This window comes from Aureispira anguillae, assembly GCF_026000115.1.
In the GTDB taxonomy this organism is placed as follows: Bacteria; Bacteroidota; Bacteroidia; order Chitinophagales; family Saprospiraceae; genus Aureispira; species Aureispira anguillae.
This window is the reverse complement of the sequence record NZ_AP026867.1, coordinates 4,186,684-4,201,499: the sequence shown is the minus strand read 5'-3', so window position 1 is coordinate 4,201,499 and position 14,816 is coordinate 4,186,684. Positions and strand designations below refer to the sequence as shown.

Genomic DNA, 14,816 nt, shown 5'->3' with positions numbered 1-14,816 from the left:
ACGTTTATTTTTTAGTCTGTTGAAGTAGTTCTGCTTCTTGTTTTAAATCGGCAGCAAATTGTTCAAAAGGAGCATCAAAGCTAGGAATGTGTTTGGCTGCTAAAGCAAAAAAGATCCCTGCTAATCGTTCTTGCATAGAAAACGTAACACTGCCATCGGGATTGTCCATTAATTGATACTTGCGCACCCCCTTAAAAAAAGGAGCCATGCCATCTGACCAAATCATGGATTTTTCGGCTTGTACCGTATGCACCTTTAAGTTAAATGTTCTAGATGGATCAGTCGTAGATTTTAATTGAATTTTTTTGCCTTCTTGAATCTCTCCTTCTAGCGATATAATTGTAGAATTCCATCGAGAAAAATCCTCAACATTGGTGAGTAGGTTCCAAACAATTGTTTTGTTGGCTTGGATATTAATTTCGATGGAAGTAGTTCTGCTAAAAGTAGTTTTTGTTGTTACTGCTTTGTTGCTATTGATTGGCATGCTAGAAAAATTGTGTGCTTGGAAAATATTAGAGGGCATATAATAACTTCACTATCTGCAAATAAAGTTTAATAAAACATAAGATTAATATTGGCATTAATAGTAGAACACCTTATTATTGAATTTAAGATATTCATTTTTATTCATTTGTGCAAAGTTATACATGGCTACTTGGCTGAATGAGGAATAATGGTTATTATTGACTTCAATCTAAAACTTAGGAAATGAAAGCATCTAAATTTAAAACCAAAGAAGGGCAGGATTGGCTAGCCGATTGGAACCAGCGACTTATGAAGCACAATCAATTGGATTATCAAGCCCAAGTTATAGAAACTGTCTATGGCAAAACACATGTTTGGACAAAATCTCATGAGGACAGCAGTAAACCTGCTCTATTGTTTTTACCTGGTTTTAGAACCTGTGGACTGTTTTGGGACTTAAATCAAACTTTAGCCCCTTTTTATAAGGATTATAGAATTTATTTGGTTGATGTGATCGGTCAGCCTAGTTTGAGTTCGGGAAAGACACCTGCCGTAAAAGGAGATGGTTATGGCAATTGGCTAAAAGAGGTAATCGATGGACTAAAGTTAGAAAAGGTGATTGTTGCAGGGGCTTCTTTTGGTGGACAATTGATGCTAAAATTGGCAAAAGCGGCACCAGAACGGGTAAGCTGTCTCATTGGTTTTAATCCTGTTGGAATTCAATATATATCTTTAGGACCTAGGGCAATGTGGTATAATGCATTACACATGCTTTTTCCGTCCAATAAAAATATAGATTTGTACCTAGAAAAGATGGTGTTAGATCCTGCCTTAAAACTAAAAGAAGGTTGTCGTGAGTTCTTATCAGAGTATCAATATTACGTCATTCAAAATTTTAAATTTGGTTGTGATTACCCCTATAAGTTTTCGGATAAAGAATTAAGTGATGTAAAAACACCTGTTTATCTGATCCTTTGTGAAGACGATCATTTGGTAGATGCTAAAAAAACAGTAGCACGTGCCAAAAAGATCCTTCCAAATTTTAAAAAGGCTTTCTTTTGGTCTAAGATAGGGCATGGAATTGAAGTAGCACCACAAGCCTACGAAAGTTTTGCTGCAATTTTGGAGGCACAAGTAGGAAAATAAAAAATCCCCTCAGGCTTAAGAAAGCCCAAAGGGAAAAGCTACTACTGTACTGTTTTTTCAGATTGTACAACGCATAATGTTAGCAATCTATAGTAGTTTATACAGCATTAGGATAGTTGCAAGGCGACCTAATGCATTTTTTACCCTATAAAAGGGGGGGATCGTTAAAAAAAGCCCCCTCCAAGCTTTTCCTGGAGGAAGGCTTAATACTACTGATACTAATCATAACTATTTTGCGAATTCATTATTTAATTTAGTATTAAAGTAGCAATTAAAGTACGTCTTTATGATGGTTAATCTATGTTGTTTTAAACGTTAAAAAGAGCCTCCCAGATTGCTCTGGGAGGTTGTGGGGACAAATTACTTGCTTGCCTATGTTACCCCTCAGTAATGTATGAGCAAGAATAAAAGTAGCTACATTGTGCTGTAAAATGAATTGGATAAGCCTAGTCTAAAGGGAATAACAAATAATACATGTGCAAATCGATAAAAAGTACAAAAAGATCAATCTATAAAACTTGCTATTCTCTTACTTATCTATTCTGTTATAACTACTTTATGTTATTAAAAACCCACGCCTCCTCCGCCGCCTCCAGCGTTGGAGCCTCTTTGATTCATTCGTCTTCGTGTACCCATGTCCATCTTACCAAAATCATAACTGATGCTAAGACGGGCTACTCTGGATTCCCAACGATGTGTTCCTTGTACACTATAGTTAGTATCTGCTAAGTCATACCCAAATTGCATGACATTAAAAGGATCTTGTATACTCAAGGTGATTTTTAGCGATCTTTTCAAGAAGCTTTTGCTAATCGCAAAAGAACTGCGAAACATCCCTGTGATATTGCCAATAACTAGCACCATAGGTGCTCGATAAGATAAATTAAATTGCGCACCAAAATCTAGCGGTAAACGGAAGGATGAACCTATGTTAGCATGCCCTCCAAAAGAACTATTTCTATATTGATCGCTTAGGTTGCTTCCATCTTCTTGCATCCGATAAGCATTCATACTCACGTTCATTCTCCACCATTTTAATAACTGAATACTACTTGCTAGTTCTACTCCATAGGAGTGGACTTCGTCAAAGTTGGTGAACTGGATATAACCAGCTCCTTGGGCATCCACATTATACAGTCTGCGAATAACATCGGTTGTATGTCTATAGTATAAACTTGTTGTGAAAGAGCCTTTTTTCCAGTATTTTGCATATGTTAATTCGATTGAGTTGATGTATTCAGGTTTCAGATATGGATTTCCGATTCGTATGTTTTGTGGATCGGTCTGATCTCCGAATGGATTTAAAGAATGTATTCTTGGTCGATTAATTCGTCGACTATATGATAATTGTATTTGTTGTGTTTTAGGCAATTCGTAGCCAATATGAGCACTAGGGAAAAAGCTAAAATAATTGTTGGTATATCGCTCATTCGTTGTAATCAAATAAGAGCTTGTTAAGGCCTGTTCTAAACGAAGCCCTGCTTGAAAACTAAACTTCTTAATTTTTTGCCCGTAGGTACCATAAACGGCATATACCTGTTCAGAATATTGAAAATTATTGCTAATGCCCAAGTCCGTTTCATAATCTTGGTTGGCATAATTATAATTTTGGAACTCAAAATCATTGTTGATCAACCGATAACCACCTTTAGCACCAAGCTCCATTTTTCCTTTGTTCTTAAAAGGATGGGTATAGTCCAATTGTATATTTAGAATGTGGTTGTTTCTAATATCCGAATTGTATTGCAATGCAGGACTATTGCTAGGCACCAATAAATCTTCTTGTTTATAACGATTAATTATCTGATCGTTGAAATAAGAATAGTTTGCATCAAACTCTAGTTTTTGTTTAGGGTCTTTAAATACAGTAGTATAATTAAGGTTATAATTCATGCCTAGTGGGGCATCTTTTTTAGGGATAGATCGTAAACTCTTGGAAGTAATTTCCTTAGTTTGATCCAAAAAGGTATAATAAATACTATCCGCTGCTACTCCCTTTCCTGGGTTAATAGAAGCATTGAGCGAGATGGTGTTTTTGGGATTGATGAAATAATCAAAGCCCACCTTGGCAAAATGCCCATAGTTAACATGGTTACCCATGGCATGTTCCTCTAAAAAGTTATAACTACCGTCGTTAAATATATTTTTGCGGTTGGCAATCGCCGAGTTATAAGACCCCCTATAATTAAAATTATAATTGGCAAATACATTTATTTTTTCATTTCTAAAATTGATCCCTGCTGTTACATTATGTTTGTTCGCCATGGTACCAATGGTATAAGCAATATTTCCACTGATGCCCTGCATTTTATTTTTTTTAAGTACAATATTAATAATCCCTGTCATCCCTTCAGGATCGTACTTTGCAGAGGGATTGGTAATAATTTCAACATTTTTAATCATGCTAGCAGGAATTTGTCTCAAAATAGCAGCACGATTTGCTCCATTTAAACCAGAAGGCTTGCCATTAATGAGTACACTCACCCCTTGACTTCCCCTAAGGCTAATATTATCATTCATATCAACATCTAGGGTAGGAGTATTTTTTAATACATCAATTGCATTACCTCCATCATTAAGCTGGCTTTTTTCTACATCAAAAACCTTTCGATCAATGCCTAAACGCATCATGTTGGTCTCGGCAGTAACTTCTGCTGTTTGCAAGCTGGTCGAGTTTATGATTAATAATGTTGGTGCCAATTTAATATTAGGTTTTTGAGCGGATATACTGATGTTTTGAATACTAGATTTATACCCTATAAAGTCAATTTTGACATAATGGTTCCCAAAGGGAATTTTTTTAATTTCAAAGACACCTTTTTCATTCGTAATCCCTCCTGTTATGAGGGTAGAATCAGGCAATTGATGAATAGAAATAGTCGCAAATTCTATGACTTCTTTACTTTGGGCATCTTGAACAGTTCCTTCCATAGTACCACTAGGAGGAGCTTGACCTTGCCCTAAACTAGAGCTAATTATACCTACTAATAATAGATGTGTTAATAGTAATTTCATAGGTGCTGTTTTTCTTACAGATAAGTCTAGAAATTTAAGTTTAAAAAACAATAAATTACTAGAAAATGTATCATTTAAAAAATAAGATTACTTGCTTGAATATGGCTGTATAAATAAGGTTTCTAAATTTTATATTATTTCCCTTTGTTTATTCGTCATAATTCAAAATTAATCTGTAAGATATGTTCAAACAACTTTTTGCGACTAATGATCGTTAAAATACGACAACTGCTGGTTTTGATAAAAAAGTACTTATAAAGTAAGTTTTATAGTGTTTTTGTTGAAAATAATCGATCATTTTATCCTAGTTTGTAGAAAAAATAGGTTTAAAACATTTTTTCTATAAATATAATTATTCTATTAAAATGATAATGCTTATTTTTTTAACGCTGACAAAATGATAGAACAAAAATAAAGCAAGGATGCTTACTGAAATTGTAAAAATGTAAACCCTGGTATTTAAATAAATGTTAAGGTTGTAAACCAAAAAAATCAACTATAAAAGGAGCATTCTTCGAAGGAATAGATGGGTTAAACAGATCGAGGGATAGGTTTATCTGATTTATATTTTATTTTGTCGAAAAGAGAACTGTTAAGGAAGTCAAAAAATATACGATTTTCTTAAAAGATAAAGACCTGATAACTTAAACTCTTAATGCAATTCCGTGTTATAACTTTTGTGAATACGAAGGATCAGGAACAAAAAAATCAATATTATTAACAAAGACTAAAAACTACAATTTACATTAGGATGAGAGGAATTGCTTTTTGGGGATTAGTACTAGTGCTTAAATTTTATCTCTACTATAATCTAGTTCGTTTATTTAAGCGCCCGCTATTTCGCTGGTTGGCGGTCGGTCTAGGGCTGATTTCCATCTTATCAATGATAGGAGGGCTGTATACCTTATTTAACAATTTTTCAGGGGGAATTAGCCAAGTTAGTGTGTTTTCTAATTACTCCTTAGCGTTAATGATTTCTTTTTTAGTTTGCGAATTATTTGTAGGCGCTTTTTTTGTCTTAGATGATCTGGGTAATATATTGGCTTGGGTTTATCATTCTGTGAGGAAGAGAGAGCGAGAAACTGGGGGAGGAAATAGACGTGGATTTTTGAAAAAAGCAGGAACCTTAATCGGGGGAATTCCTTTTGCTTCTTTTTTATATGGAATTACTTGGGGAAAGTACAATTTTACAGTACACCACCAAGTGCTTGATTTTGACGATCTGCCAGCAGCGTTTGATGGTTTTAAGATTGCTCAAATTTCGGATATACATTCTGGAAGTTTTGACGATGCAACTGCTGTTCGTAGAGGTATTCAGTTGCTACAAAATCAAAAGGCAGATCTAATTCTTTTTACAGGTGATTTGGTGAATAGTTATGCTCATGAAATAGAACCTTATTTGGAGGACTTTAGGTATTTGACAGCCCCTTATGGCAAGTTTTCTGTTTTGGGAAACCACGATTATCCCATGTATAAAAGAATGTTTGATAGTGACGAACATGGTCAGAAAAACTTAGAGCAGATAAAAGCACATCATAAAAAGATGGAATTTAATTTGTTGCTTAATGAGAATACAAAGCTAGAAAAAAATGGTGAATACATTCGTTTGATAGGCGTTGAGAATTGGGGGCGTAGTAGACATTTTCCTAAGAAAGGAGATTTAGATTTAGCAACAGCAGGTTGTGCTGAAAATGAGTTTAAGATTTTAATGTCACACGATCCTACCCATTGGGAAGACAAAGTGAAAGCGTATGACAAACATATTCATTTAACACTTAGTGGTCATACACATGGTTTGCAAATGGGGATTGATTTGCCAATGTTTAAGTGGAGCCCAATTAAATATGTTTACAAACATTGGGCAGGTTTATACAAAGAGGCAGGCAAGCTTTTGTATGTCAACAGAGGCTTTGGTTTCTTAGGTTTTGCGGGTAGGGTAGGTATGTTTCCTGAAATAACACTGTTTGAACTAAAAAAGAAATAGCTAAAAAAGAAATTGGAAGCGCCCTTATGCACCTCCAATCTATTTTTTATGGATCGAATTATTAGCTGTCTATATTTTTATCTCCATAGGCTAAATCTCCTGCATCTCCTAATCCAGGAACGATATAAGATCGAGCGGTTAGTTCTTCATCTATCGCTGCTGCCCAAATGGTAGCCTTAGGGAGTGTGCGTTCTAGGTGTTCTATTCCATCAGTAGATGCAATTGCAGTAACAATATGAATATGAGAAGGTGTGCCATGTTGGAGAATGCCTTCAATAGCTGTCGTCATAGACATACCTGTAGCAACCATAGGATCGCAAATAATCAAAGGACGATCATCAAGAATTGGGCAAGAAACATAATCCATATGGATTTCAAATGTCCCATCTTTGTGTTGACGGCGATAAGTTGTGACAAAAGCATTGTCTGATTGATCGTAAAAATTAAGTAGCCCTTGGTGCATAGGAATACCCGCTCGTAATATAGTGGCCAATACAGGTTGAACCGCTATAATTTTGGAATTGGCGATTCCCATTGGGGTTTCTACTTCCAATTCTCCATAGCTTAGTGTTTTGCTAATTTCGTAAGCAAAAATTTCTCCCAAGCGTTCTAAGTTTTTTCGGAACCGCATGCGGTCAGCTTGAATGTCAATATCTCTAAGTTCTGTAATAAATTGATGAATAAGGGAGTTCTGAGCAGATAAATTAATAACAGGCATAGTGATTGATTTTTTTTGTAGAAAAACTTTGGCTATTGGGGTCTAAAGTAAAAAAAAAAGCTTAGATTTTATTCGAGGGCTTGATTTAATTCGATTGAAGTGAAATTTATTATAGGAAAGTATATTTATTAGCCCCATTCTTTGGATTAATTTTGAGAGAATAAGAGTTTTGTATCAAGGAATACGCATAAAAAAATGAATACAATTACGATAGGACAACAACATTATCGTTGGGAATTGAAGGTGTTTAATTGGCTGAATGTTGTGGAATGTACAATTTATAATATCATAGACCCGACAGAGTGTTTGGTTATTATTCAAAAAGGTACAGACTCTGCTACTTGTACTCCTCAACAGATTAAGGTATGGATTGATTTTGCCTTGCAACAGGGCTGGTATTCAGAGACACGAGTCTATCAATTGTTTGAAATAAATGGGCATATCCGAATGGTCAAATTGTCTTATAGTTTGACCAAGGAAGCTGCTGTTGTAAAACAGTTGTCTAATAAATTTAATAAAACGACTACGGGCTTAGAAAAGAGTACAATAAAGTATCAATTTAAAAATTTAGAAAACAAAATTGGGTTGATTTTACCTTCTATTGTAAAGCAATTGTATCTGTCTTTAGGGAATGGCGATTTTGGTCCCGATTATGGCTTTTTTCTCTTGGCAGAAGACCCTAAAATAGATAAGCTTACTATTGCTCAGGCTTATCAGGATATTCATACGGCTAAAATTAAAGATTGGGATTGGGAGCTGTCTAAATTGTTAGTTCCTTTTTTGTATTGGGGGGCAGATATTTATTCTCTAGTAGACTGTGCAAGCCCTGATGGGGCGATTTATGTGTTGGACAAAAACCTAAAAAAAGAAAATAGTACTTGGCAATCTTGTGTTTGGAAGCATCATTCGACGATGTTGGAATGGTTAGAGAAATGGTCGGAAGGGGATGTGTCAGGTCGTGCATTGTGGTTAGAAATGTACCAAATCAAAGGCTTGTTATAATTACTTTTGCTTCCTTGTTTATTTTTATTACTTCGTTGAAAATCAAGTGACAGTGACGTAGCTGATAGCAGCACATTATTGCATGAGCTAGCAAAGCTAGGTTATTGGTATTATATGTTTTTTGCTGCTAAAGTGCTAAGGCTTTGAAAGCTAGTGAGATGTTGCGTTTATAGAAGTCTATATTTTTCTATTAATAAAGGTGAAATTTTTAACGATCTAGCTGTATTGGGACGGGAATTAATTAAAAATCGTTTGCGTTTTATTAAAAGCTTCTATAGCAGTAGTTTGTAGCTACTGTGTTTTATGTTAAATGAAGGTCAAAATTTTGTGATTAGCTATTGCTCAATAGTTAAGCTGAATCAGTTCCCACACTTTCCCACTTCGTTGGTTGATTTTTACCACTTACTTCTTTTTCTCCAGAAAAAAAGGTTGATTTTTCCACTTTCTATAAAAAAAAGCCAAAAAATCCCACAAATTCTAGGTTTGTAAGCAAAAAAATTATAAGAAGTCTAGAAAAGCCTATAAATAAAGGTGTCTAAGGCACTGATTTCTGTGAGAATAGTACACAATTTGGCAAATAAAAAAAAGAAAATTGTAAATAGGGGGAATTATTTTCTACAAAAAGTGGTAGAAAGTGGTAAAAAGTGGGGAAAAATGGTATTTTTGATTTGTTATAACTAACAAAAAACTCTAAATGATACAATTTCTTGGTGAATACAATTGCAAAATTGACGCAAAAGGTCGTCTAAGATTGCCAGCTCCCTTGCTCAAACAGCTAGGTGATTTGGCACAGGATGGCTTTGTATTAAACCGAGGTTTTGAAAAATGTTTGGTGTTGTACCCTCGACAAGCTTGGGACACAATCTCCAAAGATATTCAAAAGCTAAATCAATACGTAAAAAAGAATAGAGATTTTGTTCGTTATTTTTTTAGAGGAGCAACTGAGTTAGAGTTAGATAGTAATTCTAGATTGCTTTTCCCTAGAACCTTATTGGATTATGGACAAGTAAACAAAGAGCTGGTGCTTTTTGCTTATTTTGACAAAATCGAGGTTTGGTCTAAAGAAAATTATGAAGCTTTATTAAATGATGAACCAATGGATTTTGATGTTTTGGCAGAAGAAGTCATGGGTAATTTGAATGGAGGAAGTCAAGATGGAGAAATTGAATTATCATAATCCTGTTTTATTACAAGAGAGTATTGAAGGCTTAAATATTAAGCCTGATGGAGTTTATGTAGATGTTACATTTGGTGGTGGAGGGCATTCTACTGAAATATTAAAACGGTTGGGCGAAAATGGTCGCCTTTATGCTTTTGATCAGGATGCAGATGCTGCTGAGAACATTATCGATGACTCTAGGTTTCGATTGTTGCCGCATAACTTTAGATTCTTAAAACGTTTTTTGAGATTAGAAGGAGTGCGAAAAATTGATGGGCTTTTGGCTGATTTAGGCGTTTCTTCTCATCAGTTTGATACGGCAGATAGAGGCTTTTCATTTCGATTTGATGCACGGTTGGATATGCGTATGAATCAAGGAGCCGAATTGACAGCCGAAAAGGTGATTAATAGTTATAATGCCCAACAATTGCAGCATATTTTTGGAATGTATGGTGAGGTCAGAAACGCAAAAACTTTGGCTCAGCTAATTGTCAAAACTAGAGAATCAGGGGTGGTGCTAAAGACAATAGGTGATTTTGTTGCTGCGATTGATAAGTGTATAAAAGGGAAAAAAAATCGTTATTTATCTCAGGTATTTCAAGCTTTGAGAATGGAGGTGAATGAGGAAATAGAGGTATTAAAAGAAATGCTTTGGCAATCAACAGAGGTATTGCATACTGGAGGACGATTGGTGGTCATTTCTTATCATTCCTTAGAAGATCGACTGGCTAAAAATTTGATTAAGAAAGGGACTTTTGAAAAAGAACCTGAAAAAGATGATTATGGCAATTTTTACCAACCTTTAAAAGCAATAAATAAAAAAATTATTCTTCCGACGGAACAAGAAATAAAAGAAAATCCAAGAGCTAGATCCGCTAAAATGCGAATAGCAGAACGGACAGACAAGAAACCGCTATTATTTATTTGACGTACGGGCGAACCAAAGTGTTCGCCCACGGCAAATAAGAAGATTCGCCCACGGCAAATAAGAAGATTCGCCCACGGCAAATAAGAAGATTCGCCCACGGCAAATAAAAGAATAAAAATAGCAGAAAGAATAAAACAAGAACAAAGAGAAAACAAGCAAAGAATATACAACTAAAAAACGAAACCCAAAAGAGCATAAAGTGAAGGAATGAAATGGCTGAAAATAAATTAAAACAATCCACAACTGCAGCGCCCAAGCGCCAATCCAAGCCTAGAAAGCAGCCTGCTTTTATGAATGGTTTAAATATGAGTGCCTTTTATTTATTTAATAACATTCATTTTATCTTCTATCTAGCCTTTTTAGGAGTTATTTATATTGCTAATTCTCATTATGCAGTACAGACAATCAAAGAGATTAAAGCCATACAAAAAGACTTGAGATCAATTAGCTGGGAAAGCAATTCCAAAAAATCAGATCTTATGTATCAGAGTATGGAATCAATTGTAGCAAAGAAAGTAAAAAAGATGGGATTAGAGGAGTTAGAGACCAATCCCAAAAAAATTATAAACAAAGACAAAAGAAATAGGTAATAAAGCGCACAAAATAGGTTTATTACTCTATTTACACAAGGATACAACACTCAATGTCAGGACAAGACCAAACCAAAAATATAGCTAAAACTGTAGATGTCAAAAACGCTATTTTATGGCGCATCTATGTAGTCATGTTAATGACTATTATAGCCGCTTTAGTGATTATACTAAAGATCGGAAAGGTGCAGTATATGGATGGGGACGAACTAAGAGCTAGAGCAGATAGTATCTATATTGCATTGCGTCCTGTTGAAGCACCTAGAGGAAATATTTTGGCGGAAAGTGGAAGCTTATTAGCTACATCTTTGCCTTATTTTAAACTACATTTTGACACCAAAGTAGTGCCCAAGGATACCTTTATGAAGTATGTCGATACCTTGGCTGCTTGTTTGGCAAAATATGTAGACAATGAGTATACCGTTGGTGCTTATCGAAATCGATTAAAAGCTGCTAGGGATGCGGGGCATCGTTATTTTCCTATTCGTAAAAACGTAGGATATTTGGAACTGGAAGAAATTAAAAAATTTCCATTATTCAATAAAGGAGGGCAGTACAAAAGTGGGCTAATTATTGATAAAATGAGCAAGCGCCAATATCCTTTTAAGATGTTGGCACATCGTACTGTAGGGTATATTCGATCGTATGTAAAAGTAACAGAAAGAGGAGATACGATTAAGGATGCCAATGGAATGGCGGTAGTTGATACTATGCGAGTGGGCTTGGAAGAAGCTTTTGACCATGTTTTGTCAGGAGAAGAAACCTTGAAACCAATGAAGTGTATTGGCAGTAATATTTGGGTGCCACTTACTGATATGTCTCAGATAGAGCCCAAGGCAGGAAAAGATATTGTTACTACCTTGGATGTTAATATTCAGGATATTACAGAGGAGGCTTTGTTGAAGACACTTCAAGACAATCAGGCAGATCATGGTTGTGCTATTGTAATGGAGGTAGCTACAGGAGAAATTAAGGCCATTGCTAACATTGGTTTTAACAAAGAACGTACGACCTATTGGGAAACTAAAAACTATGCCATTGCAGAGGCCGCTGAACCTGGTTCTACCTTCAAATTGGCTACAATGATGGCTTTGTTTGAACATGGTTATGTAAAACCTACCGATACCGTTAATTTGAATAAGGGACGTATTGAATTCTATGAAGAAACAATGGAAGATGCTTCTTATCATGGATTGACAAATACTTCTGTTCAAAAGGCGTTTGAGTTGTCCTCTAATGTAGGGGTTGCTCGATTGGCCAATCAATATTACAACAAAGATAAAGCATCTCAAAAAAAGTTTATTGAGTATTTGAGAGGGCTGAAATTTGAAATGTCAAAATTAGGTTTTTCTGGCGAAGGTTCCTCTTTTATTAAAGACCCTGAATACAGAGATTGGAGTGGTATTACAGTTCCATGGATGTCGATAGGGTACGAGTCGTACTTAACACCTCTTCAAACCCTAAATTTATACAATACAATTGCGAATAATGGTCAGATGATGAAGCCACATATTGTGAAAGAAATTCGATCGTTTGGAAAGGTAGAACAGCAATTTAGACCTGACATTGTTAATCGTAGTTTGGTAAGTGAAAAGACAATTGGCTATGTAAGAGGATTGTTAGAGAGTGTAGTGGCAGGAAAGAATGGAACGGCAAAAAATATTAAACCAGAACATTATTCCATTGCAGGCAAAACAGGTACGGCAATTATTAATTATAAAGCTTATCGAAATAAGGGCGTCGCTAAAAAGTACCGTTCTTCTTTTGCGGGATATTTTCCTGCGGATAAGCCTATTTATTCTTGTATTGTTGTGGTAACCAATCCTAGGGTTGGCTTTTACGGTGGTCGAGTAGCTGCACCTGTATTTAAGGAAATTGCTGATAAGTGTTATTCTAAAATTATAGATGTCCACAATGCAATTAATGATACTGCAACGGCTTATGTAAGTGCTAGAATGCCTGATTTACAGGTTGGGTTTAAGAATGATTTTACAATATTAATGGAATCGTTAAAGATGCCTTATAAAGATCAATCGACCACTCGTTGGGCGGTTAGCCGTGTCAAGAATGATACTTTGGCATTAATGACTCGAAACGTACAGGACAAAATAGTACCGAATGTAGTGGGCATGGGCTTAAGAGATGCTTTGTATTTGTTGGAAAATAGAAATATACGAGTAAAGGTTAGAGGTTCAGGAAAAGTAAAATCGCAATCGATTAAACCTGGGCGTTCGGTCAATGAAGCCCATACCATAGAATTGGTATTGGGATAATGTTAAATGTGGAGTAGATCATGCGTATGAAATTAAATAAATTACTAGAAGGAATCCAATACCGATCAATAGGACCTTTTGATAATCCAACCATCAAAAGTCTTCAGTTTGATTCTAGAAAGGTGGAAGATGGGGCTTTATTTGTAGCGATCAATGGGGTGGAAACAGATGGGCATTTGTTTATTGATAAAGCCATTGAAAGGGGAGCTTGTGTTGTGTTGTGCGAAAAGGTGGATAAGCCCAAAGAAAATGTTCTTTATATACAGGTCAATGATAGTGCTCAAGTATTAGGGGAGTTGGCAAGCCGATTTTATGGTGCTCCATCCCAAAAACTTAAGCTGGTAGGAATTACTGGAACCAACGGAAAAACTACAACAGTTTCTTTGTTGTATGATTTATTTACTCAGTTGGGATATACTGTTGGTTTAATTTCTACGGTAGAAAATAAAATTGGTACGGAAGTGATTCCGAGTACGCATACGACACCAGATGTGATTACCTTAAATCAGTTGTTGGTGAAAATGAATGATGCAGGCTGTGAATACGCTTTTATGGAGGTTAGTTCACATGCGGTAGACCAAAAACGAATTGCTGGTATTCATTTTGAAGGAGCGGTGTTTTCAAATATAACACACGATCATTTGGATTATCACAAGACGTTTAAAAATTATATTTATGCCAAGAAGGGCTTTTTTGACGCCTTGCCAAAAACGGCTTTTGCACTAACGAACTTGGACGACAAAAGAGGAGAGGTGATGTTGCAGAATACAGCCGCTAAAAAGGTTACGTATGCCCTGCGCCAGATGGCAGATTATAAAGCAAAAGTAATTGAGAATAACCTGACGGGATTGGTTTTAGATTTGGATGGCGAGGCATTTTTTGCTCGCTTGGTGGGTGGTTTTAATGCGTATAATTTATTGGCAGTTTATGGAACAGCTAGATTGTTAGGGGCTGATAAATTAGAGGTCTTGGCGGTAATGAGTAATTTAAGAGCTCCAGAAGGGCGCTTTGATTATATACAAAATGAAAAAGAGGGGATTGTGGGAATTGTAGACTACGCACATACTCCTGATGCCTTAGAAAAGGTATTGCAGACGATTGATAAATTGAGAACAGGCAATGAACAGATTATAACTGTAGTAGGTTGTGGGGGAGATCGGGACAAAAACAAACGTCCTCTTATGGCGAAGGTTGCCTGTGACTATAGTCAACAGACTCTATTAACTTCCGATAATCCGCGTACGGAGGAACCAGAGGCAATCTTGCTAGATATGGAGCAAGGGGTTCCGCCCTATGCGGTTAGGAAGACATTAATAATTGCAGATAGACGACAGGCAATTCGTACGGCTTGTCGCTTGGCAAATCGTGGCGATATTGTGCTTATTGCAGGAAAGGGACACGAAAAATATCAAGAAATCAATGGGGTGAAATATCCTTTTGATGACAAGGAAGAATTAAGGAATGCTTTAAATGAATGATGGAATTAGATAATAAAGACTTGCTGTAATCGGCTCGTAATTTTAAATAAGGAAATCT

11 protein-coding genes are annotated in these 14,816 nt (G+C 35.8%); 8 read left to right on the top strand and 3 right to left on the bottom strand.

The genetic code is table 11. The features are described 5' to 3' along the window. Window positions 1–4 precede the first annotated feature (4 nt). Window positions 5–484, bottom strand: a complete 480-nt coding sequence (locus AsAng_RS16525) for an SRPBCC family protein (RefSeq protein ID WP_264788212.1) — start codon at window positions 482–484, stop codon at window positions 5–7. Between the two features lie 224 nt (window positions 485–708). Here AsAng_RS16525 and AsAng_RS16520 point away from each other — a divergent pair, with 224 nt between their 5' ends. Next, entirely contained in the window at window positions 709–1,611 is a 903-nt protein-coding gene (locus AsAng_RS16520; protein WP_264788211.1) for an alpha/beta fold hydrolase, read from the top strand. A gap of 564 nt (window positions 1,612–2,175) precedes the next feature. On the opposite strand, the gene AsAng_RS16515 is transcribed toward AsAng_RS16520, so the two are convergent. Next, a complete protein-coding gene (locus AsAng_RS16515; protein WP_264788210.1) occupies window positions 2,176–4,626 on the bottom strand; it encodes an outer membrane beta-barrel family protein in 2,451 nt (816 codons plus the stop codon). Between the two features lie 751 nt (window positions 4,627–5,377). On the opposite strand from AsAng_RS16515, the gene AsAng_RS16510 reads away from it, so the two are divergent. Continuing rightward, window positions 5,378–6,610 (top strand): metallophosphoesterase, encoded by a 1,233-nt coding sequence (locus AsAng_RS16510; protein ID WP_264788209.1) that lies wholly within the window; start codon window positions 5,378–5,380, stop codon window positions 6,608–6,610. 61 nt (window positions 6,611–6,671) lie between these two features. Here the strand turns inward: AsAng_RS16510 and upp are convergent, their stop codons facing one another. Then, window positions 6,672–7,328, bottom strand: coding sequence for a uracil phosphoribosyltransferase (gene upp, locus AsAng_RS16505; RefSeq protein WP_264788208.1), 657 nt, complete (start codon window positions 7,326–7,328; stop codon window positions 6,672–6,674). A gap of 195 nt (window positions 7,329–7,523) precedes the next feature. On the opposite strand from upp, the gene AsAng_RS16500 reads away from it, so the two are divergent. The 6 genes from AsAng_RS16500 (at window position 7,524) to AsAng_RS16475 (ending at window position 14,758) form a co-directional block, all read left to right on the top strand. After that, window positions 7,524–8,330, top strand: a complete 807-nt coding sequence (locus AsAng_RS16500) for an SMI1/KNR4 family protein (RefSeq protein ID WP_264788207.1) — start codon at window positions 7,524–7,526, stop codon at window positions 8,328–8,330. Between the two features lie 694 nt (window positions 8,331–9,024). Continuing rightward, complete coding sequence (mraZ, locus tag AsAng_RS16495) at window positions 9,025–9,507, top strand: division/cell wall cluster transcriptional repressor MraZ (RefSeq protein ID WP_264788206.1); 483 nt, start codon at window positions 9,025–9,027, stop codon at window positions 9,505–9,507. Further along, the gene (rsmH, locus tag AsAng_RS16490; RefSeq protein ID WP_264788205.1) at window positions 9,485–10,417 is read left to right on the top strand and encodes a 16S rRNA (cytosine(1402)-N(4))-methyltransferase RsmH; all 933 of its coding nucleotides are present in this window, start codon (window positions 9,485–9,487) and stop codon (window positions 10,415–10,417) included. Before mraZ ends, rsmH begins: the two co-directional genes overlap by 23 nt. 212 nt (window positions 10,418–10,629) lie before the next feature. After that, window positions 10,630–11,007, top strand: coding sequence for an FtsL-like putative cell division protein (locus tag AsAng_RS16485; protein ID WP_264788204.1), 378 nt, complete (start codon window positions 10,630–10,632; stop codon window positions 11,005–11,007). 53 nt (window positions 11,008–11,060) lie between these two features. Further along, entirely contained in the window at window positions 11,061–13,280 is a 2,220-nt protein-coding gene (locus tag AsAng_RS16480; RefSeq protein WP_264788203.1) for a penicillin-binding protein, read from the top strand. A gap of 26 nt (window positions 13,281–13,306) precedes the next feature. Continuing rightward, window positions 13,307–14,758 carry a UDP-N-acetylmuramoyl-L-alanyl-D-glutamate--2,6-diaminopimelate ligase gene (locus AsAng_RS16475; protein ID WP_407655337.1) on the top strand — a complete coding sequence of 484 codons (1,452 nt, stop codon included), beginning with the start codon at window positions 13,307–13,309 and terminating at the stop codon, window positions 14,756–14,758. Window positions 14,759–14,816: the final 58 nt, after the last annotated feature.